Origin of the sequence: Providencia sp. PROV202, from assembly GCF_028479565.1 — a bacterium.
Classification (GTDB): domain Bacteria; phylum Pseudomonadota; class Gammaproteobacteria; order Enterobacterales; family Enterobacteriaceae; genus Providencia; species Providencia zhijiangensis.
In genome coordinates, this window is sequence record NZ_JAMPNV010000012.1 from 93,779 (window position 1) to 117,593 (window position 23,815).

The 23,815-nt window shown below is 39.7% G+C and carries 22 protein-coding genes; all 22 read left to right on the forward strand.

The window, feature by feature from the left end:
* Positions 1 to 53: 53 nt before the first annotated feature.
* The 22 genes from PR799_RS09475 to PR799_RS09580 all read left to right on the forward strand — a co-directional run bounded on the left by PR799_RS09475 (position 54) and on the right by PR799_RS09580 (position 23,804).
* Positions 54 to 836, forward strand: a complete 783-nt coding sequence (locus tag PR799_RS09475) for a PadR family transcriptional regulator (RefSeq protein ID WP_272521829.1) — start codon at positions 54 to 56, stop codon at positions 834 to 836.
* Positions 837 to 1,183: 347 nt separating this feature from the next.
* The gene (gene glnA, locus PR799_RS09480; protein WP_154638593.1) at positions 1,184 to 2,593 is read left to right on the forward strand and encodes a glutamate--ammonia ligase; all 1,410 of its coding nucleotides are present in this window, start codon (positions 1,184 to 1,186) and stop codon (positions 2,591 to 2,593) included.
* Between the two features lie 164 nt (positions 2,594 to 2,757).
* Positions 2,758 to 3,807 carry a nitrogen regulation protein NR(II) gene (glnL, locus tag PR799_RS09485; protein WP_272521830.1) on the forward strand — a complete coding sequence of 350 codons (1,050 nt, stop codon included), beginning with the start codon at positions 2,758 to 2,760 and terminating at the stop codon, positions 3,805 to 3,807.
* 9 nt (positions 3,808 to 3,816) lie between these two features.
* Entirely contained in the window at positions 3,817 to 5,265 is a 1,449-nt protein-coding gene (glnG, locus tag PR799_RS09490) for a nitrogen regulation protein NR(I) (RefSeq protein ID WP_272521831.1), read from the forward strand.
* Positions 5,266 to 5,569: 304 nt separating this feature from the next.
* The gene (locus PR799_RS09495) at positions 5,570 to 6,091 is read left to right on the forward strand and encodes a fimbrial protein (RefSeq protein WP_272521832.1); all 522 of its coding nucleotides are present in this window, start codon (positions 5,570 to 5,572) and stop codon (positions 6,089 to 6,091) included.
* Between the two features lie 53 nt (positions 6,092 to 6,144).
* Positions 6,145 to 6,813, forward strand: coding sequence for a fimbrial biogenesis chaperone (locus PR799_RS09500; RefSeq protein ID WP_154626431.1), 669 nt, complete (start codon positions 6,145 to 6,147; stop codon positions 6,811 to 6,813).
* A 22-nt stretch (positions 6,814 to 6,835) separates the two neighbouring features.
* Positions 6,836 to 9,361, forward strand: coding sequence for a fimbria/pilus outer membrane usher protein (locus PR799_RS09505; protein WP_272521833.1), 2,526 nt, complete (start codon positions 6,836 to 6,838; stop codon positions 9,359 to 9,361).
* An 11-nt stretch (positions 9,362 to 9,372) separates the two neighbouring features.
* Positions 9,373 to 10,347 carry a fimbrial protein gene (locus PR799_RS09510; RefSeq protein WP_272521834.1) on the forward strand — a complete coding sequence of 325 codons (975 nt, stop codon included), beginning with the start codon at positions 9,373 to 9,375 and terminating at the stop codon, positions 10,345 to 10,347.
* Between the two features lie 8 nt (positions 10,348 to 10,355).
* On the forward strand, positions 10,356 to 10,865 hold the full coding sequence (locus PR799_RS09515; RefSeq protein ID WP_154626425.1) for a fimbrial protein: 510 nt from the start codon (positions 10,356 to 10,358) through the stop codon (positions 10,863 to 10,865).
* 70 nt (positions 10,866 to 10,935) lie between these two features.
* Complete coding sequence (locus tag PR799_RS09520; protein ID WP_154626423.1) at positions 10,936 to 11,208, forward strand: helix-turn-helix domain-containing protein; 273 nt, start codon at positions 10,936 to 10,938, stop codon at positions 11,206 to 11,208.
* Between the two features lie 514 nt (positions 11,209 to 11,722).
* Positions 11,723 to 12,253 carry a fimbrial protein gene (locus PR799_RS09525; protein WP_006659623.1) on the forward strand — a complete coding sequence of 177 codons (531 nt, stop codon included), beginning with the start codon at positions 11,723 to 11,725 and terminating at the stop codon, positions 12,251 to 12,253.
* 57 nt (positions 12,254 to 12,310) lie between these two features.
* On the forward strand, positions 12,311 to 12,979 hold the full coding sequence (locus tag PR799_RS09530) for a fimbrial biogenesis chaperone (protein ID WP_272521836.1): 669 nt from the start codon (positions 12,311 to 12,313) through the stop codon (positions 12,977 to 12,979).
* Positions 12,980 to 13,005: 26 nt separating this feature from the next.
* Positions 13,006 to 15,516 (forward strand): fimbria/pilus outer membrane usher protein, encoded by a 2,511-nt coding sequence (locus tag PR799_RS09535; protein WP_272521837.1) that lies wholly within the window; start codon positions 13,006 to 13,008, stop codon positions 15,514 to 15,516.
* Between the two features lie 12 nt (positions 15,517 to 15,528).
* Positions 15,529 to 16,500 carry a fimbrial protein gene (locus PR799_RS09540; RefSeq protein WP_272521838.1) on the forward strand — a complete coding sequence of 324 codons (972 nt, stop codon included), beginning with the start codon at positions 15,529 to 15,531 and terminating at the stop codon, positions 16,498 to 16,500.
* Positions 16,501 to 16,509: 9 nt separating this feature from the next.
* Entirely contained in the window at positions 16,510 to 17,025 is a 516-nt protein-coding gene (locus tag PR799_RS09545; protein WP_006659627.1) for a fimbrial protein, read from the forward strand.
* A gap of 11 nt (positions 17,026 to 17,036) precedes the next feature.
* The gene (locus PR799_RS09550) at positions 17,037 to 17,534 is read left to right on the forward strand and encodes a fimbrial protein (protein ID WP_154626421.1); all 498 of its coding nucleotides are present in this window, start codon (positions 17,037 to 17,039) and stop codon (positions 17,532 to 17,534) included.
* Between the two features lie 249 nt (positions 17,535 to 17,783).
* Complete coding sequence (locus PR799_RS09555) at positions 17,784 to 18,059, forward strand: helix-turn-helix domain-containing protein (RefSeq protein ID WP_006659629.1); 276 nt, start codon at positions 17,784 to 17,786, stop codon at positions 18,057 to 18,059.
* 27 nt (positions 18,060 to 18,086) lie between these two features.
* Positions 18,087 to 18,407, forward strand: coding sequence for a helix-turn-helix domain-containing protein (locus PR799_RS09560; protein WP_272521839.1), 321 nt, complete (start codon positions 18,087 to 18,089; stop codon positions 18,405 to 18,407).
* Between the two features lie 89 nt (positions 18,408 to 18,496).
* Positions 18,497 to 19,468, forward strand: a complete 972-nt coding sequence (locus PR799_RS09565; protein ID WP_272521840.1) for a fimbrial protein — start codon at positions 18,497 to 18,499, stop codon at positions 19,466 to 19,468.
* A 547-nt stretch (positions 19,469 to 20,015) separates the two neighbouring features.
* Positions 20,016 to 20,546, forward strand: coding sequence for a fimbrial protein (locus tag PR799_RS09570; protein ID WP_272521841.1), 531 nt, complete (start codon positions 20,016 to 20,018; stop codon positions 20,544 to 20,546).
* Positions 20,547 to 20,612: 66 nt separating this feature from the next.
* Positions 20,613 to 21,284, forward strand: coding sequence for a fimbrial biogenesis chaperone (locus PR799_RS09575; protein ID WP_272521843.1), 672 nt, complete (start codon positions 20,613 to 20,615; stop codon positions 21,282 to 21,284).
* 24 nt (positions 21,285 to 21,308) lie between these two features.
* A complete protein-coding gene (locus PR799_RS09580) occupies positions 21,309 to 23,804 on the forward strand; it encodes a fimbria/pilus outer membrane usher protein (RefSeq protein ID WP_272521844.1) in 2,496 nt (831 codons plus the stop codon).
* Positions 23,805 to 23,815 lie beyond the last annotated feature (11 nt).

Sequence of the window (23,815 nt, forward strand, 5' to 3'; positions counted from 1 at the left end):
AAGTAAACCCATCAATGCAGTTTAGATATATCGAAATGATAACAGAGGTTCCTATGAGAATACATCAATGCCGTCATGTTTATTCCTCACATCATGACGAACACCAACGAGGACACGGTGGCTGCTGCCACAATGGCGAGCACCAAGAACATCGCCATGGTCATGATCACAATGAATGCTGTCACGGCGAAGGGCGTCGTGGTCGTGGACACGGTGAAGGCTGTCACAGCGAAGGGCGTCGTGGTCGTGGACACGGTGAAGATTGCCACGGCGAGGGTCGTCATGGTCGTGGACATGGTGAAGGCTGTCACGGCGAAGGGCGTCGCGGGCGCGGCAAAGGCTTACGTCGCCTATTTGACCACGGAGATCTGCACATTATGGTGCTCTCTTTAGTGGCAAAAAAACCGAGCTATGGCTATGAAATCATCAAAGACATCCAAGAAGCATCCAATGGCTTATATGTACCAAGCCCAGGGGTCATCTACCCAACCTTAACCCTATTGGAAGAACAAGGCTTTTTGGAATCCCAAATTGTCGAGCGTAACCGCAAAAGTTTCTCTATTACGCCTGAAGGAGCTGAACACCTCGCGCAGAATAAAGAAACTGAAGCCGTTATCAGCCGTAAATTAGCCAAAGCCCGTGAGCTACAGCAAGGCAGCAATTTATCGGAAGATATCGAGATGGCGGTGAGCCGTTTTAAAGCCCTGCTCCGCCATAAAATGGTGCTCAAGCAATTAAATGAAGAACAAACTCATCAAATTGCGGCGATCATCAATGATGCTGTCAAACAAATTGAAGAAGTGAATACGTTATTAACTGACAGTAATGACGAATAAACCTTTTTATATCTCTAAAAATACCAACGGTGTGGTGCAGATCAATGGCACTGCGCCGTTTTTGTTTCCTTCCTTTATTTATTGCACCATATTGGTGCGATAAATCTTTTCCTTGCACCAATACAGCGCAGTGATAGACTGTTTTTTAGCCTAACCATTGCCATCTTCTTGTCATCATCCCCATTTACGATGATTTTAAAAGTTGGCACGCTTTTCGCTTATATAACCCTAGAGAGCTTGCAATGTTGTTAATGAAATAATCATTAATCTTGTGAAGCCAGATAAACCAACTTATGCACACCTTAATTGCTGCGTAAGTTGATTAGACCCGACCAGGAGAGCCGAGAATGTCCGCTAAACATGTTTTATCGTTAATCGAAGAGCACAATGTAAGATTTATTGATCTGCGTTTTACTGATACCAAAGGTAAAGAGCAACACATCACTATCCCTGCTCATCAAGTTGACGAGGACTTCTTTGAAGAAGGCCAAATGTTTGATGGCTCATCCATCGGTGGCTGGAAAGGCATCAACGAGTCTGACATGGTATTAATGCCTGACGCATCTACCGCAATGTTAGACCCATTCTACGCCGATAATACCTTAATCATCCGTTGCGATATTTTAGAGCCAGGCACTATGCAAGGCTACGATCGCGACCCTCGCTCTATCTCTAAACGCGCTGAAGATTTCCTGCGCTCTAGCGGCATTGCGGATATGGTGTTATTTGGACCTGAACCAGAATTTTTCGTGTTCGATGACATCCGCTTCGGCAACAGCATGCACAGCAGCTACTATCACATTGATGATATCGAAGCCGCATGGAACACTGGCACTAAATACGAAGGCGGTAACAAAGGTCACCGTCCAGCTGTGAAAGGCGGTTACTTCCCAGTACCACCAGTAGACTCATCACAAGATTTACGTTCAGCTATGTGTACCACAATGGAAGAGATGGGCTTAGTAGTTGAAGCTCACCACCATGAAGTGGCAACTGCAGGTCAAAACGAAATCGCAACTCGCTTTAATACCATGACCAAAAAAGCGGATGAGACTCAAATTTACAAATACGTTGTCCATAACGTTGCACACGCATACGGCAAGACTGCGACCTTTATGCCAAAACCATTAGTGGGTGATAACGGTTCCGGTATGCACTGCCACATGTCGTTATCTAAAGGTGGCGTGAACCTGTTTGCAGGTGACAAATACGGCGGATTATCTGAGATGGCGCTGTACTACATCGGCGGTATCATCAAACACGCTCGCGCACTGAACGCATTCACTAACCCAACGACTAACTCCTACAAGCGTTTAGTCCCAGGTTTTGAAGCACCAGTCATGCTGGCTTACTCTGCACGTAACCGCTCTGCTTCTATCCGTATCCCAGTGGTCGCAAGCACGAAAGCACGTCGTATCGAAGTTCGCTTCCCAGACCCAGCAGCTAACCCATACTTAGCGTTTGCTGCTCAGTTAATGGCGGGTCTTGATGGCATCATCAACAAGATCCACCCGGGCGATGCAATGGACAAAAACCTGTACGACTTACCGCCAGAAGAAGCCAAAGAGATCCCAACTGTTGCGAACTCTTTAGAAGAAGCACTGGCTGAACTGGATAAAAACCGTGAGTTCTTAACTCGTGGTGGTGTATTTACTGACGACGCTATCGACGCTTACATCGAATTACTACGTGCCGATATCCAACGCGTTCGTATGGCGCCACACCCACTCGAATTTGAAATGTACTACAGTGCGTAACACGCCGTTCCACTGATAGTCTTTGTTGCCGTGAAGCACTTGCCCCATCTTTTGATGGGGCCTTTTCTCTGCACCGAGTGATAAACAGCAAATATTGGCTTCGACGTATCGGTTAATCAGTAAATAACGTATAATGCACCAAAATAGTGCAGGAGCAATATTACATGAAAGCCGAGCATTTACCTGTCCCCGAACATCTCCTCGATTCCTTAATTAACAGCGTATTAGTGCTGGATTACGATTTAATCATCCATTATGCCAATCATGCGGCCTTACAAATTTTGGCACAAAGCCCCCGTAAGCTCTATGGCACGCCGCTCCCGTTACTATTCAATTATTGTTCATTAAATGATGAGCAGATGCTCAATAGCCTCAAAACAGGCCATAGTTTTACCGAAAACGAAGTGACTCTGGTGCTCAATAACCACTCTCACATGATGTCTTTGAGTGCTCAGCCCTTATCCGACCAATTTATTCTTGTCGAACTGTCCCAATTAGATAGCCAGCGACGCCTTAGCCAAGAGTTAGCGCAAAATGCCCAGCAGCTTGCTGCCCGTGAATTGATCCGTGGGCTTGCCCATGAAATCAAAAATCCATTAGGGGGATTACGTGGTGCGGCGCAATTATTGTCTAAGGCGCTGCCCGACCCGCAGCTAAACGAATATACCCAAGTGATTATTGAGCAAGCCGACCGCTTACGCGCGTTGGTTGATAGGCTACTAGGCCCTCAATATCCGGGACCAAAAACCGAGCAAAGTATCCATCATAGTGTGGAAAATGTGATGCGTTTAGTTGGATTAGAAAAACCGGACAATATCACGCTGGTTCGCGATTACGATCCAAGCCTCCCCGACCTTGAATATTACCCAGACCAAGTGGAGCAAGTGCTACTCAACATCACGCGTAATGCCTTGCAAGCGCTTGGCGATACGGGTGGTACCATCACTTTACGCACTCGCACTGCATTCCAAGTGATGCTGCAAGGAGAGCGCTATAGGCTGGCTGCACGGATTGATATTGAAGATAACGGCCCCGGTATTCCACTTACTATCCAAGATACGCTATTTTACCCGATGGTTAGTGGTCGCCCTGATGGCACCGGCTTAGGCTTATCTATTGCACGCAGCTTAGTGGATCAACATGCGGGGAAAATTGAGTTTACTAGTTGGCCGGGTCACACCGAGTTTTCTATTTATCTACCCATCAAAAAATAGGAGATAGCCATGCAAAAGGGAAAAATCTGGGTTGTTGACGATGACAGTTCAATCCGCTGGGTACTGGAACGCGCACTCAACAGTGCCGAACTTAATTGCACCTGTTTTGATAGCGCCGATGCGGTGCTTGCTGCCCTCAACAATGACGTCCCTGACGTATTGCTCTCCGATATTCGTATGCCAGGTATGGACGGGCTTGCTTTACTCTCCCAGATAAAACAGTCCCATCCATTACTGCCGATTATTATCATGACCGCGCACTCAGATTTAGATGCCGCTGTTAATGCCTATCAATCAGGTGCCTTTGACTATCTCCCTAAACCTTTTGATATCGATGAAACCGTCGCCTTAGTGGAGCGGGCGCTAAGCCATAGCCGTGAGCAAAACAGCACTGCTAGCGATAAACCGCAAACCACCGTGATTTCGTCAACGATGATCGGTGAAGCCCCTGCCATGCAGGAGGTATATCGAATTATTGGGCGTCTTTCCCGCTCCTCGATCAGTGTGCTTATCAACGGGGAATCCGGTACAGGTAAAGAGCTCGTTGCCCACGCGTTGCATCAACACAGCCCACGCGCCAACGAACCTTTTATCGCCTTAAATATGGCGGCAATCCCAAAAGATTTAATTGAATCCGAGCTATTTGGTCATGAAAAAGGAGCTTTCACAGGCGCATCCCAAGTTCGCCAAGGACGTTTTGAGCAAGCCAATCGAGGTTCACTATTCCTCGATGAAATCGGTGATATGCCGCTGGATGTACAAACGCGTTTATTGCGAGTGCTGGCTGAAGGGCAATTTTATCGAATTGGTGGCTATACCCCTGTTAAGGTCGATGTACGCATTATCGCCGCAACGCACCAAAACTTAGAAAAGCGCGTGGAAGAAGGGTTATTCCGCGAAGACTTATTCCATCGATTGAATGTCATCCGAGTGCAATTACCGCCATTGCGCGAACGCGTTGAAGATATTCCTCGTCTCGCCCATTACTTTTTGCAAAATACCGCCAAAGAATTGGGCGTCGAAAGCAAGATTCTCCACCCTGATAGCATTAAACTTTTACAGCACTACCCTTGGTCAGGTAACGTGCGTCAATTAGAGAATGTCTGTCGGTGGTTAACCGTCATGGCTGCCAGCCAAGAAGTGCTGCCACAAGATTTACCGAGCGATCTGTTTGGTAAACAAGAATCCACCAAAGTGACTAAAGATCCGCGTTCACCATCCACTAACGCAGTCGATCCTAATACCACATGGTGTCATCTCTTAGAGAAATGGACCGATCTCGCGTTACACGCTGGTAAACAAGATCTGTTTAATGATGCCATGCCATTACTTGAAAAAACCATGCTCAATTGCGCGCTGAAATATACCCACGGACATAAACAAGAAGCAGCGCGTTTATTAGGCTGGGGAAGAAATACCTTAACTCGAAAATTAAAAGAATTAGGCATAGAGAAATAACGTTACTGAATTTTAAAATAGCAGCGTTCTAATAATGAACATCGGGTAATAAATAAATTACCCGATATAATAAATAAACATCATCATTAGAATATCAAACTGTAATTATCAATAAACCTAAAAAAAAAGAAAACCTAAAAAAACAGAGGATAATAAAACAAAAAGACATCATATAAAGAAAAGGAAATAGATAAATACACATTTTTCTTTAAAAAAGAGAAAAGTCATAACGTAAATATCCAAAAAATAATCTAAAATCAAAATAGAGCATGATAAGCTCATCGATTATTTTGGAGGTCTCCTTATGAAGAAAAATACATTTAAATTATTATTTCCGGTAATTTTATTGTTTTCAAGCCAACCTGCTATCTCTGTAGATGGTAATATTGAATTTATTGGTGAAATTATAGATCAAGCCTGTGAAGTAAAAACAGAATCAAAAAATATCCAAGTCAATCTAGGTCGAATTCCAAAAGCTAATCTGCCTAGTGTGGGAAGTAAATCAACATCGGTTCCGTTCACAATAAAATTAATTAATTGCCCTACCGCTATCACAAGCGCTAAAGTCTCATTTGATGCGATACCTTATACAAATGACAATACCGTTATAGCATTAAAGTCTACGTCTAATGCAACAGGCGTAGGTGTTCAGCTTACCGATTATAGAAATGCAATCATTACCTTGTTGTCACCATCCAGTGAATACTCTTTATTATCGAATGTTGAAAATGACCTTAATTTTACTGCCAATTATATTACCAAAGCGCTCCCTATTACTCCAGGTACAGCCAATGCCTCTGCAACTTTTTTGATTATTTATAACTAAGCTAATTTCAATAACTAATATCAATAGCTTTATCCAATGTTGATGGTGAAAATATGAAGAACTACTTTTCTTTTTTTATATTGTTTTTTACTCTGATAACAACTGCATATGGTGGTGTTATTATTGGAGGGACCCGTGTTATTTATAACGAAGGTGCCAAAGATGCTAGTATAATCATTGAAAACCCTGATGAAATTGCTTATTTAATTCAATCATGGATTGATGATACTGAAAATAATCCTCAGTCAATCTTTTCTATTACGCCTCCGTTATTTAAACTCCCATCAGAAAGTACAAACACACTACGTATTTTTCTAACAGAGAACACATTACCAGATAATCGAGAATCGCTATTCTGGCTAAATATTAAGAACATTCCCTCGGTGAAATTTAAAGAAAACTCACTACAGATTGCCTTTAGATCTCAAATGAAATTAATCTATCGACCGTCATTATTAAAAGATGTCAATTTTAACAATGAGCAGAAAAAGATGATTTGGTCTAAAACAAAAAATACATTAACAGTAAAAAACCCAACTCCTTATTATATCAATTTTCAACGAATTTCCTTTAATGGAACAAACTTGAAAAATGTGACTTATGTAGCCCCTTTTTCTTCATCCTCTTTCAACATCAACGATCCCAGCCTTCATGGAACGGTTACATGGGAATTGATTAATGATTATGGTGCTTCAACCCAAGTTACAGAAAAGAGCATCTAAGTTTTCGTACTGGGAGGTGGAAATGAAAACATATATTTCTATTTTTTTGTGTTTTTTAAATATAGCATCCTCTCATGCCACCACTAAAATACAGAAAGATGATAGAGATATATCTGATAATGATATCGACTATTTTGAGTCAGATTTTCTAGAAGGTCGAAATAAAGAGAACATCGACTTATCTTTATTCGAGAGTCAAAAACAGTTAGCTGGTAGCTATTTTGTCTACATCTACGTGAATAAAAATTATATTGATGCTCAAAAAATATTATTCAATCAAGGCGACCAGAATAAATTAATACCATGCTTATCTTTGACTGATTTAAAGCAATTTGGTATCAAAACTGAGCTGTTTCCCGCCCTACAAAAAGACCAATCCGCTTGTACAAACTTATCCGCGATCCCAGATGCGAAAAGTGAGTTTGATTTTAACACTCAACGCTTATATCTCAGCATGCCGCAAATCGCCTTGAACAATACTCCTAGAGGCTACATCGATTTATCTCAAGTGGATAATGGCATCAATGCTGCAATGCTAAACTACAGCTACAATGGCTCAAAAGATCACAGTCGAACGCATAACGGTACCACAACAACGAACTATATTAACTTACGCCCGAGCCTTAATTGGGGCTCATGGCGTTTTCGTAACTACTCCACATGGTCGAACAATGACTACCAACCCAGCCAATGGAATAACGTTTACACTTATGGTACACGCAATATTAATCAGATCAAAAGCCAGCTAACTGTAGGTGATGGAGTCACACCTTCAATGGTTTTTGACAGTGTTTCCTTTAGAGGAATTCAATTAGCAACTGACAATGAAATGTATCCAGAAAGTTTACGTGGGTATGCCCCAACAGTAAGAGGCATTGCGCGTAGTAACGCACAAATTACTATTCGACAAAACAGCTATATTATTTATCAGACCAACGTTGCAGCGGGTCCTTTCGAAATCAATGATCTCTATCCTACTGGTAGCAGCGGTGACTTACAGGTGACGATTAAGGAATCGAATGGCTCTGAACAACATCAAATTGTCCCCTTCGCATCTTTACCGATCTTACAGCGAGAAGGCTATCTATTTTACAGTATGACGGGGGGGCAATATCGCTCTTATAACAATCATGTAGATCAACAAGATTTTACACAATTGTCTCTCGTCTATGGATTACCGAATAGTATGACTGCATATGGAGGCATTCAATATAGTGATAATTATCAAGCTCAATCACTAGGTCTTGGTAAAAACTTAGGGGATTTCGGCGCACTTTCTGTTGATATCACATATGCCCATTCCACTCCCAATAATAGCGCCTCAACCCAAGGGCAATCCTATCGATTTCGCTACAATAAAAACCTCAACCAAATGGGCACAAATATCACCTTAGCAGGCTATCGCTACTCAACTAGTGGCTACTACAGCTTATCTGAAGTTTTTGACGGATACCAAAATACTGACTCAACCCAACAAATTGAACGACGCCGTAATCGAATAGAAACATCCATTAGCCAAAGTTTATCGGAGAATTATGGTTCAGTTTCTGTTAGCTATGTTAATGAAGATTATTGGAACAGCCATCGCAAAACAGAGTCATCCAATATCAGTTATAGCAATACTTGGGAATCAATTAGCTATAGTTTAAACTATACTTATGATAAAAATACCTATTCTTATCAAGGCATTGCAAACCCAGCTTTCAATCATAATGCGAATCATTTATTCGCCTTTTCAATCAGCGTTCCTTTTGATTTTTTTGATGATACTGCCTACCTCAATTTCAACACAAATTTTAGCAATAAAAATAGTAATTCAAGTACCGTGGGCATTTCCGCCTCTCAGCTAAATAACCGTTTCAATTGGAGCATGCAACAAGGCTATACCAATGATAACCGGCAAAATACTGGCAATTTCAACGCCAGTTATAAAGGGCAAATCGGCTCAATCAATGGAGGAAGCGGATATACTAGCGATAACTATAACCTCTACTATGGTGCAAATGGCAGCCTCCTCATTCATTCCGAGGGGATTGTTTTAGGTCAACAACTCGGGGAAACCGCAGCTTTAGTTGAAATTCCTCAAGCTCCCAATATCCCAATTACTAATAATGCGGGCGTGAGCACAAATGCTCAAGGTTATGCATTAGTGCCTAATATCAGCCCCTACCGTAAAAATATGATTGGGATTGACGTATCTGATATACCAGAAAATACCGAGATGGAAATAACAAGCCAGACCGTTGTGCCTAGCCGAGGCGCTATTGTCAAAACGCATTTCCAAGCAAACCTTGGCTATCGTGCATTTATTACATTGTCCATGAGTAATGGGCAACTCGTTCCATTTGGGGCGCAAGCGATATCCACAGATCACCATATCCCGCTAGGAATGGTCGATGCTCACGGTAAAATTTTCTTATCTGGATTAAATGAACAAGGTCGTTTTGATATCCAATTTAATAATCAACCACTTTGTCATGTGCAATACAGCTTAGTGAATCAACCCAACTACCTTGGTTTGTATAAAACAACCGCGATTTGCCATTAAAAGAGGCCTATATGAACCATTCATTTTCTCTAAAGCTGATATTTATGTTGATGAGTTTATTTCTGTATTCGCAATATACGACAGCTGCGTGCATCCAAAATCCGAGATTTATGAATTTACAGTTCTATGTACCAAACCGAACATTCAACATTATGTATGATGATATAACAACCAAAGACTTAGATACCATCGTAATACCTTATGGCACAGGTCCAATCAATACAAATAGCAGTAGCGGTAGTGATTGCGGTACCACTGACTTACATGGGAGGTTTATTAATGGTTGGATACCAGTCAACAATTTTGCCCCGACTAATATTCCCGGAATTAGTGTGGCAGTACAAACAGGAGCAAAGGCTTGGTTCAATTATTTAATCCCAGGTAAGCCTATTTCAAACTGGAATATTGTCGAAACTCAGTGGATCATCGTTTTCAGAAAAACAGGAAGAGTCTCACAACCTGGTACGTTAACTTCTGGGCGAGTCGCTCAAATGTACCAAACAAATACCAGACCAACGAATTCAACGTGGTATTTAACTACCCTCAATATACCAGCAAATGCTATTCGTATTAACGTATTAAGTTGCTCAACAAAAAGTAAAACATACAACATTGATATGGGGGACTGGAATGAAAATCATTTTAAAAAAATCAACGACACAAGTACCCCCGTTGCAATTCCAATCGCACTGACTTGCATGGCTGGCACTAATATAAAAGCAACCATCACCAGTAATGCGGGATATGCCGATGCAACAACAGGAAAACTAAAATTATTCGGTAATAACTCAGCAACGGGTATTGCTATTCAACTGTTAGATAAAAATAGCAATCCCATTCGTTTAAATTACAAGAATAGCTTACAGGATAATGTTCCCAACGGTGATTACCTATTTAACTGGAAAGCACGTTACATACAGACAGCTCCGACGATTACGCCGGGAATGGCGAACTCAACCGCTGTTGTTAATATTCTCTATGAATAGGATAAACCATGAAAAGTAACTGGGTTTCCTTCATTTTGTTCGGGTCTTTATTATTGAGTTTCTACGGTATCGCAGGAGATAGCATCACCTTAAATTTTAACGGCAATATAAAAGCGGCACCTTGCCAGATAGAACAAACTAATTATGTAATTGATTTAAAAGCAACTAATATTGTAAACCTTCGCAATGGTCAACAAGCTCCATGGGTAGGCTTTAGTATTAAATTAAAAGATTGCCCTACGAATACCCGTGAATCTATTGTGACATTAACAGGAACCGTTGAGCCCACTAATTCAGATTATTTTATCAACAGCGGCACAGCGAAAAATGTCGCTTTAGATTTAGTCACGGGAACCAGTTTAAGCCGCGTAAAAAACGGAACCCAAATTACAACGCCAATTAACGTACAAACTCGCCAAGCTGAAATTCCTTTTTCTGCACGTGTCACTAGCTTGAATAATGCCATGGTTGCGGGCACCTTTCGCAGCCATGTCGAGTTTACTTTCACATATAATTAGTTCATTTTTTACACACAGTGTGCCCTATGAAAAACTATCACTGTTACTTATATAAATTGAGAGGTGCAAAATGCATGATATATACCCAATATCCGAAATCATTGGTCATAAAATAAAATTTCTTCGAGAGCGAAAAATATTGTCGTTGCAGGAAGTTGCGAATGCGATCGGTATTGATGAAATACAACAAGCTCGTTATGAAAAGGGACAATCTCGAATTCCGATTGATAAATTAAAGCAGTATGCCAACTACTTCGAGATTAACATGGTGACTTTTTTTATTTTTACTGAGAAAGAAAAGAAAACAATCAGAGCGTATGTACAAAAAAAAGCAGGTTCATAATCTGATTGTTTTTTGAATATAAAAATAAAATTAGTCATTATTAATATAGCCTCTCATTCAGATTATTGAAATGAGATATAAAAACACATCAAAAATTCACTTAAATTATATCAAATAACAATTAAGTATAATTTAGATGATTATTTTACGACACTCCTAGTCACCATTAGAAAAACAAATGAAACATTAATTCACCCCTCCCACTCATACGGTGTATCTCCTTAACTAACCATTAGCAACATGTAAATAATGAAATTAAATATTTATTTTAAATACTCATTTTAAGTATCATTTAAAAACATCCACATTTATAAAAATAACCTATTAAAAAACCCAACTCCTACCGTGATTTAAAAAACAAAAACAGAACAAAACAAAGTAAACAATCAATTAAATCTAAAAAACCAAAAACTTGTTTAATGTTAAAATAAAAGTCAAAATATCCGTCAATTGGGTAATTCATTATTTTAATGAACCTCAATTATTCAAATAAAATATCTCTCGGAGAAAATAAATGAAAAAGAATTTACTGGCATCGTTAATTGCTGCGTCTTCTATTTTTGCTGTAAATAGTGCATTAGCGGCAGATGGAACTATTGATTTCACGGGTGAAATCACTGACCAAGCGTGTGAATTAGCCGCTGGCTCTGACGCATTAAAAGTGAACTTAGGTAAAGTATCTAAGAAAGCATTACCAAGCGCAGGAAGTACTGCCGCTGCAACAAAATTTACTATTAAATTAATTAATTGCCCAACAACTGTGACATCAGCATCCGTAAAATTTGATGCAACCTCTTACCCTGGAGATGACTCTGTTATTGAACTTAAAGATGCAGGTCAATCTGGTGTTGCTAAAGGTGTTGGTATCCAAATCACCGATGATGTAAATACCGTTATTCCTCTATTTACTGCATCTAAAGCTTATCCTTTGAAAGATGGTGTTGAAAATAACCTAGATTTTAGAGCTCGTTATATTGCTCAAACCGACAGCGTTGATGTGGGTTTAGCAAATGCAAATGCAACATTTACAATTAACTATAATTAATTAGTGATTAAGGTTTAAATGGAATTAAGCCTTAATATTCTATTCAATGGTGGTAATATGAAATTTATTGTTTACTCTCTTATCTCTTTATTCACGCTTATTAATACTGCTTATGCTGGTGTCATTATTGGTGGAACTCGTGTTATTTATTCTGAAGGAAATAAAGATGTGAGTATTTCTGTTGAAAACCCAGATAAAATCCCCTATTTAATACAATCTTGGATAGAAGGTATTGATGAAAAAAAACAATCTGATTTCACTATCACACCACCATTATTTAGATTAAATCCAGAAAAGACTAATGCATTACGCATTTTTTTAACTGAAAACAAACTTCCTCAGGATAAAGAATCTTTATTCTGGCTAAATATAAAAACGATTCCAGCAACTGAGCGTACAGAAAACTCATTACAGATTGCATTTAAAACTCAGATGAAGCTAATTTATCGCCCTTCAATTATTAAAAATGTTAATTTTGAAGAAGAGCAAAAAAAATTAACATGGTTGAAATCAGGAAAAACGCTTACTGTTAATAATCCAACGCCTTATTACATGAATTTCCAGAGCATTACGTTTAATGGAAAAAAAGTTAATGATGTTTCCTATGCAGCACCGCTGACAACCACAACGTTTGAAATTAATGATATGGCAACGAGTGGAACAATTAAATGGGAAGTTATTAATGACTATGGTGCTGCCGAAAAACCCGCTGAAATAAAAATATAGAAAATATAATAGTAGGTCACAATCCAATGAAAATAAATAAAATATGCTTTGGCCTATTTTTATATTTAGGCTATACGGTTTCACTGTATGCGGAAGATAATACCGACAATAACGTGTATTTCGACCCTGATTTTTTAGAACTACCAAATAAAGAGACCGTTGATTTAAGTCAGTTTGAAAATAATGAACAATTAGCTGGAAGTTACTATGTAGATATTTACGTTAACACTAACTTAATCGGTGCAAAAAAACTCAATTTTGATAAGAACAGTGATAATCAATTAATACCCTGTTTATCCCTCGCTGATTTAACAGATTTCGGTGTAAAAACGGCTACATACCCTGAGTTACAAAGTACGGGCACTGACTGTGTGAATTTAGCCGCAATACCTGACGCTAAAAGTCACTTTGAGTTTGACTCACAACGGTTGTATTTGAGTATTCCGCAGATTGCCTTAGACAAAAACCCTCGCGGTTATGTGAATTTAGAGAATATTGATAATGGGATTAATGCATTAATACTGAATTACAGCTATAGCGGCGCCAAAAATTATGACCGTAAAAAAGGGGGTTCTGATACGACTTCAAACTATGTGAATTTAAGACCTGGCTTAAATATTGGGGCTTGGCGCCTGCGCAACTATACCACTTGGTCGAGTAATGATGGTCAATCCAATAAATGGGATACGGTATACACCTACGCCTCTCGCGGTATTAATCGCATTAAAAGCCAGCTAACACTTGGAGATAGTGTATCACCATCAATGGTGTTTGATAGCGTGCCATTTCGAGGTGCTCAGTTAGCCACTGATGATGATATGTACCCTGAGAGTTTACGCGGCTATGCCCCCGTTGTTCGGGGAATCGCGCGTAGTAACGCACAAATTACTATCCGCCAGAATGGCTATACCATTTACCAAACCGAAGTGGCTGCCGGTCCCTTTGAAATCAATGATCTGTACCCTACTGGTGGCAGTGGAGACCTTCACGTCACTATCAAAGAATCAAATGGTAGCGAACAGTATCAAATTGTCCCATTTGCATCCTTACCTGTATTACAACGTGAGGGCTATTTCTCTTATAGTGCAACTGGTGGACAATATCGCGCCTATGATAGCCATGTGGATAAAACACATTTTGGTCAATTTACTGCCATTTATGGTCTCCCTTATGGGATCACCGCCTATGGTGGGAGTCAATTCAGTGAAAAATATCAATCTTATTCCATTGGTGCGGGGCAAAACCTAGGGCAATTAGGTGCAGTGTCTATCGATGTCACCCATGCAAATGCCAAGTTTAGTGACGATAGCAAAGAACAAGGGCAATCTTACCGCTTCCGTTACAATAAAAATATCAATGATATAGGAACAAACATAGCCTTAGCAGGCTACCGATATTCCACAAAAGGTTACTATAGCTTATCGGAAGTATTTGATACTTTTAGAGACACTCACTATACGCCAGAAATTGAACGACGCCGTAACCGCGGCGAAATTACTCTCAGCCAAAACCTTGGGGAAAATTACGGATCATTATCGATTGGTTACGTAAATGAAGATTATTGGAATAGTGACAAAAAAACCCAGTCAGCCACACTAGGATACAGCAATAGCTGGCAAGGCATCAGTTACGGCATTAATTACACCTATAACCGGGATACCAGCACATATGCTTATCAAGGGAAGAGCCAAGGTCAAAGTGAAAACGATCACCAACTCGCCTTAAACGTCAGTATTCCCATTAATCTATTTGATAGTACTTTTTACTACAACCTCAATACAAACAGCAGTAGCGGCGGTCCAAACTCTGGAAATATGGGACTTTCGGCTAGCCAATTGGATAACCGCCTCAACTGGAGTATTCAACAAGGTTATACCTCCCAAGGGCAAGGCTCATCTGGGAATATGAATGCTTCATACAAGGGTCAATACGGTGAAGTGTCGGGAGGAAGTAGCTACAGCAAGGACAATTACAACCTCTATTACGGTGCTAATGGTAGCTTCGTCGCACACTCTACAGGTTTCGTACTTGGGCAACAACTCGGTGAAACCGCAGCGATAGTGGATATCCCAGAAGCTGGCGATGTACCAATCCTGAACCAAGCGGGCGTCGTCACGAATAACCAAGGCTATGCCTTAGTGCCGTATATCACGGCATACCGTAAAAACGTGATTGATATTGATACCTCTGCATTACCGGACAATACCGAAATGGAATTAACCAGCCAAACGGTCGCACCGAGTCGCGGAGCACTCGTTAAAGCCAGTTTTGCCGCAAATGTGGGGTATCGCGCTATGATAGAACTTAAATTTGCAGATGGAAAACCCGTACCATTTGGCGCCCAAGCCATCTTTAAAGATAACAATCAATTAAATGGCATGGTGGGTAATGATGGTGAAATTTATTTATCCGGCTTAGCCGAAAGCGGCAGTTTTATTATTCAATATAACGATAAGCAGCAGTGTCAGGTTAATTATAATTTGACTGATATCTCGAATTATTTGGGTTTATATAAAACAACTGCAATTTGCCAGTAAGGTGAAATAAAAATGAAAAAATCCATATATTATCTTTTACCATTCTTAGGACTCTCATTATTTTATACAGAATATTCAAATGCAGCATGCGCACAAAATCCATTAAATAATCAAATAAGGTATATCCCAAACGATACTATATATTTGCAATATGATAATTTAACTAGCAACAATACCGTATTAAAATCTCATACTATTACTGGATTTACGTCTGGATATGGCTTTGGCGTTAAAGGAAAAGAAGAGTGTGGTGGATATATTGATAACTATTTTTTGAATGGCTGGTCAGTCAGCTCAAATAATACAGCGCCAACAAACATATCTGGAATAGGGATTAGAGTACGTTTTAATGGAGGCTATCTTCCTACTCGCTCAACGACCGCAAGCATGAGCTGGGGTTATACTGGCACAGTTAACTGGACCGTAGACATTGTTAAAACAGGAATGGTTTCACTTTCTGGAACAATTCGTAGCGGAGATGTTGCCATCATTTCCCAATACAATACGATTCCAAAAACTCGATTCGTAGCTACTAGACTTAGATTTCAAAGTAATTACCGAATTAATGTACTCAGTTGCTCGTTAAAAAACAGCCAGTCTGTTTATAATATTGAACTCGGTGATTGGTATGATACCCAATTTGCAAATATGGGTGACACCAGTACCGCCGTAGATATTCCAATTACTTTAACCTGCATGTCTGGTGCAAATATTAAAGCAACGATTACGAGTTCCGCTGGCTATGTGGATGTCAATACTGGGAAATTAGCCTTATCCGGTGCGGATAAAGCCACTGGAATAGCGATTCAATTACTCGATAAAAATAGTGTCCCCATAAAGCTCAATACTAAAAATAGTTTACAAAATAGCGTGCCTGCCGGTGATTATATGTTTAATTGGAAAGCTCGTTATATTAAAACAGCAGATAAAATAACACCCGGAAGTGCGAATTCAACAGCCACTGTTAATATCCGTTATGAATAGGAAAAAATAATGAAAAAGTTAATACTCCCTTTATTCTTAGCGAATAGCCTATTCATCAGCGTAGGTGCTTTTTCTGCAAGTACAGTGACGCTTAATTTTAAAGGCAATATTAAAGCGGCAACTTGCAATATTTCTGGTGGAAATAACATCGATATTGACTTGAAACGAATGCCCGTCGATTTATTTAATCAGCCACAAAGTGGGTCTGATTGGAAAATGTTTAACATCGATATGAATAACTGCTCTTCTTATGTGAATCAAATAGTCCTCACATTTAGTGGAACCGCAGATACAAATAATATCAATGACCTATATAAAAATACGGGTACAGCAAAAAATATTGCAGTACAACTTGAAAGTGGGGATGGCACAACCCCGCTAGGCAATCAAAAAGTGTTACGGGTTCCGCTAGGTGGAAAAAACAGCCTCAGCATTCCGTTAAGAACCCGCGCATTTAGTGCGCTTGGTAATGCGAGTGCAGGTTCTGTTTCTGCCAATATTACAGCCACTATCACTTATCTATGAGGAAGAGAACAATGAAAAAAATCATACTTTCATTATTACTCCTAACATCTCCCTTAACGGTCATGGCGCAGGCTGCCAATATTCATGTCCATGGCTATGTCACCGCATTGCCATGTGAGTTAGAAAAAGCTAACTATCTTATTGACCTAAAAAAGGTCAATGTTTGGAATATTCGTGATACTCAAACATCTCCTTGGGTAGATTTTACGATTAAATTAAAAAATTGCCCTGTAGATACCCAAGAAGCGATGATGGTAATTAACGGAACACCAGATAATGTCGTAACCAATTACTTTATTAATAGTGGCAGTGCCAAAAATGTCGCATTAAATTTAGCTTATGGCGAAAATAAAATAACGGTAAAAAATGGCGAAAAAATTACGGCACCAGTCAATACCCAAACTCGTACCGTTGAAATACCACTATCCGCAAGAATGGCAGGATATGGTACAGGAATGACGGGGGGCTCTTTTAAAAGTCATCTTGACTTCACGCTTATTTATCATTAGTAAATCTTTAAGTGATAATCTTATTTTAACAAGCCAATTAAGACATTAAGTATTCACTAGATAAAAACAATGTTCACTAATTGAAATTCTAATTATGAATCTCCATATAAAATAAATAACTTTAATTGAGGTGATATAAGTCAAGATATCAATATAAATACCTGATAGATATATATTTAAGGTAATGGTATTCATTTGCCTTCTGTTAATTCATTTAACATATCGCAAATAATAAAAAGAGGTTAAATAATGAAAAATAGCTACCCGGTCTCTGCTGTTATTGGATATAAAATAAGAGAACTACGTAAGGAAAAAGGGTTATCCCTACTTGCTGTAGCTAAAACTATTGGAATTAGTGAGCAACAGCAATTACGTTATGAACGTGGACATAATCGGATATCGATAGATCGGCTCAAACAATATGCTATTTACTTTAATATTAATATTAATGACTTCTTTTTATTTAATGAGCACGAAAAGGAAAAAATAAAAAGGGAACTGAGAAGAAAGCTAGAAATACAGTAATTATACTTAATCCTACTGGTCATTATGATGAAAAAAAATACATCCAAAATTGTCGGTGCCCGAATTAGGACACTGAGGAAAGATCGCAATATGAGTATCCAGCAGCTTAGTTCGCTATTGGGAATCAGTCAGCAACATCAATCTCGCCATGAACTAGGCGAAATGAGAATTCATGTTGATACACTTTATGCTATTTCAGAAATACTGGAGCTGGATATCCAAGAGTTAATGAGTGATTTTATCGATTCATATAGCTGTACATACACCTCTGATAAAAAGGAAAAAGACAATTTATTAGTCGCCGAATTGCTCTTATCACCAGAACAAAATTTCTCCTTATATAAATAACCAAATCAATATTGGCAGGAAATGACCTGCCAATATCACTGTCTACATATACTATTTGCTGTATTTGATACTCTTAATCAGGAGCAAACATGCACTTTAATTTAAAAAAAATATCTTTTTCTTTTTGTCTCTTTGTCTATTCTGGGTTTTCCTTTGCTGCATGTATTCAAAATCCTAGATTAAATAACATTACTGTTAATGTCCCGACCAGGACATATACCATTCAATATGATGATGCTTCATCTAAAGAACTTGGTCGATTTATTGTCACGTTTGCCAATGGCGATATTAATACCTATTCAGGTAAAAATGGACAATGCGGACAAGCTCGGCTCTATGCCAGCTATGTTAATGGTTGGGTGCCTAACGCGAATAAGGTTGCGGCGACCAATGTTGCCGGTATTAGTGTCGAAATTGTAGCCACTGCAATAGGCAGCATTAATGTCTACAGTCGCTACCCTGTTCAAGGACGACTACCTTGGACCATTGTTGCACCTCAATGGACCATGATCATTCGTAAAACAGGCGCGGTACCTCAATCTGGTAGCTTAAAGGCGGGCAGTGTGGCTCGGTTAATCCAAGATAATCCTAATCACGTTAACTGGAATTTATCTACTCTCAATATTCCTGCCAATGCCATTAAAATTAATGTCGCTAAATGTTCTACGAAGTCGAGCAACTACACCATTAACCTTGGCGAACGATACGATACTCAATTTAAAAATATTGGGGATGTCAGCACAAACGTCAATATCCCTATCACCCTTAGCTGTGCGGCAGGCACGAATATTAAAACAACCGTCACGAGCAGCGCAGGCTACGTGGATGCGGCAACTGGAAAGATTAAACTCTCTGGAACAGGCTCTGCCACTGGCATTGGTATACAATTGCTTGATAGAAATAACTCACCTATACAGCTTAATACTAAAAATAGCTTACAAAATAATGTTGCTAACGGAGATTATATTTTCAACTGGAAAGCCCGCTATGTAAAAACAGCCGCAAAAGTGACACCCGGTACGGCAAACTCCACTGCCACCGTGAATATTCGCTATGAATAATCAAATTAATTCTATCTGCTATTAATTTTACTTTAACAGTAGATAGAATTAACACATCAATACGCGACCACTTATAAAAATAGAAAAAGCTTAATAAAAAAACGTTCTCATACTTATTTAGACTATTCATTTAAGAGCATTAAACCCCTTTCATTCTTTTTTAGATAATACATATTTGTAAATTAGAAAAATCAAACCATCCTCTTCCAAACTTTAAATTTAAATAATCACCATATGAGAGATGCGTTATAGTTTAAAATTACAAAATAATTATTTTTAGTTTTATATCGTTATTTCACCCTAACCTCCACCCTAGTAAACCAGTAAAAAACAATAATTAAAAACATTTAATCTTAAAAATAACGCATATTGAGTTTATTTATTAATTAATTACTTAATATTTATAAACTGATTATATTTACCTAAAAACCCACCATCTTGTTTATTTATAAAAATAGTCACAAAATACTCGTGCTTTGTGTAAGTAAGCAAATAAATATATTTCCTCAATAAGATTGAATATCGAATTAAGTTTCGGAGAGTTAAAATGAAAAAACACGTTATTGCATCTTTAATTGCAACGAGCACCTTATTAATTTCTGCCCATGGTTTTGCAAAAGATGGCGATATTAATTTCACTGGTGAAATTATCGATAATGCCTGCCAACTCGCAACTGGTTCTGATGCTATCCAAGTGAATTTAGGTAAAATATCTAAAACGGCATTACCAAGCACAGGTAGTACAGCAGCTGGAACCAAATTTACTATCCAATTGGAAAAGTGCCCTGCTGCAGTCACTAGCGCAACCGTAAAATTCGATGGTGTTGCTTATGATGGTAACAACAGCGTACTTCAATTAACTAATCCAAATACTTCCGGTGTTGCAACGGGTGTTGGGATCCAGATTCAAGACGTAAAAGGCGTAACTATTCCACTGTATAGCATTTCTAATCCATACACATTGCAAGAAACCGTTGTGAATAACTTAGATTTTACTGCGCGTTATATCGCGATGTCTGACACGGTCACTGCGGGTCAAGCGAACTCAACGGCAACCTTCACGATTAACTATAACTAATTATTAATTATTAATTAAGGTTTATACGGATATAAGCCTTAATTATTTTTACTCAGTGGTGGCAATATGAAAACAATAATTTCTGTCTGTATCATGCTAATTGCGCTCAGCCAGTCGGTCTATGCCGGTGTGATTATCGGGGGAACTCGCATCATTTATCCAGAAGGAAATAAGGACGTCAGTATTAGCGTCGAAAATCCGGATAAAGTGCCTTATTTAATTCAATCATGGATTGAAAATGCCAATGAAGGCAAGCAAACGGATTTTACTATTACGCCGCCACTTTTTCGTTTAAACCAAGAAAAAACTAATGCACTGCGCATATTTTTAACCCAAAACACCCTGCCTAATGATAGGGAATCTTTATTTTGGCTGAATATTAAAACTATTCCTGCGACTGAAAAGAAAACGGAAAATTCATTAAAAATTGCTTTTAAAACTCAAATGAAGCTCATTTATCGACCGAGTGCAATAAGCAACGTGGATTTTGCGGAAGAACAAAAAAAATTAACGTGGTCGAAAGTGGGTACATCCATCACCGTTAAAAATCCGACGCCTTATTACATGAATTTTCAAAGTATCAGCTTTAATGGCAAAAAAGCGGAAAACATTTCGTACGTCGCCCCATTTTCAACCAAGTCCTTCACTATTCATAGTCCTGAACTGCACGGCACAATTAAATGGGAAGTGATTAATGATTATGGCTCAGCAAATAATCCGGCGGAAATAAAAATATAGCCTTAATAGCAATTAGGTTTATCTATGAAAATAAATAAAATATGCCTTAGCCTATTTATCGCCTTAGGCTATATTGCGACATCTTCAGCAGAACCAGAAACTTATTTTGACCCTGAGTTTCTTGAGCTGCCCAATAAAGAATCGGTAGATTTAGGTCAATTTGAGCGTAATGAGCAGTTGCCTGGTCAATATTATGTCGACATTTACATTAATAAGAGCCTCATTGGTTCAAAAAGTGTCACGTTTTCGACTAATGCTAAAAAAGAGCTAGAACCGTGCCTGACGCTCAGTGACTTAAAAGATGTCGGCGTTAAAGTTGCAGATTATCCGAATTTACACACAGAGGGAAATACCTGTGTCAATCTTACTGCAATTCCAGATGCTAACAGTGAATTTGAATTTGGTTCTCAGCGGCTGTATTTAAGTATTCCGCAAATTGCGTTGAATATGAACCCACGAGGCTACGTCGATCTTGCTGCGATTGATGATGGGGTCAATGCGTTATTACTCAATTATAGCTATAACGGCTCACGTAATACGGATCGTAAAAATGATAAAAATAGCTCTAACTCTAACTATGTAAACCTACGTCCGGGACTCAATGTCGGCCCGTGGCGTCTGCGTAATTACACCACATGGCAAAGTAGTGACGGGCAACGGAATAAATGGGACACGGTATACACCTATTTGAGCCGTAATATCAATGCGATAAAAAGCCAGTTAATTCTCGGGGATAGTACATCACCTTCGGCTATTTTTGATAGTGTGCCCTTTCGTGGAGCCCAGCTTGCCACCGACGATGATATGAATCCAGAAAGCTTGCGAGGCTATGCGCCTGTAGTGCGTGGTATTGCTCGCAGTAATGCGCAGATCACCATTCGTCAAAACGGTTACACCATTTACCAAACAGACGTTGCGGCAGGCCCTTTTGAAATTAACGATCTCTACCCAACAGGGGGAAGTGGAGACTTGCACGTTACGATCAAAGAAGCCAACGGCAGCGAGCAGTATCAAATTATTCCGTATGCTTCTTTGCCGGTTTTACAGCGTGAAGGCTATGTCTCTTACAGTGTGACGGGCGGGCAATACCGCAGCTATGATAGCAGTGTGGATAAAAAACCCTTCGCACAATTCACATTGATCTACGGCTTACCGTGGGGGCTGACTGCCTTTGGCGGGAGTCAAGTGAGTGATAAGTATCAAGCTTATTCCGTTGGCGCAGGACAAAACTTAGGGCGATTTGGTGCGTTATCGATTGACGTCACCCACGCGAATTCCACCTTAAATAATGGCACCAGCGAAAGCGGGCAATCTTACCGCTTTCGTTATAACAAAAACCTGAATGACATCGGCACCAACATCGCGCTTGCGGGCTACCGTTATTCAACTCAAGGCTTTTACAGCCTGGCAGAAGTGTTTGACGGTTATCGAAAAAATGGTTTTAGCCCATTGTACGAACGTCGCCGCAACCGCGGGGAAATCACACTAAGCCAGAGCTTAGGAGATCGTTGGGGGTCGTTATCTGTCGGGTTCGTGAGTGAAGATTACTGGAACAGCGATCGCAAAACTCAGTCTACGACTATTGGCTATAACAATAGTTGGAACAATATCAGTTACGGGCTGAACTACAGTTACAACAAAAATACCAACCCGAACCAAAACAGTGGTGGACGCAATAATAAAGAGGATGATCATCAATTTGCCTTTACGGTCAGTGTGCCGTTTAGCGTGTTCGAAGACACCTTCTATTACAACTTTAACAGTACCAGCAGCAGCGCCAATGGCTCATCGGGCAGTATGGGGATTTCAGCAACTCAGCTAAATAACCGTTTGAATTGGAGCGCGCAGCAAAATTTCCCAACCCGAGATTCTGGCGCGTCAGGTAACTTGAATGGTAGCTATCGTGGGCAATACGGGGAAATTTCAGGCGGAACGGGCTACAGCACCAATAATTACACACTGTATTACGGTGCGAGTGGCAGTGTGGTGGCGCATTCCGGAGGAGTCGTATTAGGTCAGCAATTGGGTGAAACCGCTGCCTTAGTGGAGATTCCCGATGCTGCTAACGTTCCGATATTGAACCAAACCGGCGTACAGACTAACGGGCAAGGCTACGCATTAGTCCCCTATGTCACGGCTTATCGCAGTAATGGGATCCAGATTGATACCAGTAAATTACCAAGTGATACCGAAGTGGAGTTAACGACCCAGAATGTCGCGCCAAGCCGTGGAGCCATTGCCAAAGCCAGCTTCAATGCCAATGTGGGCTATCGCGCTATCATGACCTTACATTTTAAAGATGGCAACCCCGTGCCATTCGGGGCACAGGCGATTTTCCCCAATAATAATCAGCTCAATGCCATGGTGGGGAATGACGGAGAAATTTACCTATCGGGAATGCCGGAAAGCGGTTCATATACCATTCAATATAACGATAAACAGCAGTGCCAAGTGACGTATAACTTAGCAGGCTTACCGAATTATATTGGCTTATATAAAACCACTGCGGTTTGCCAATAAGGAAAAATAAA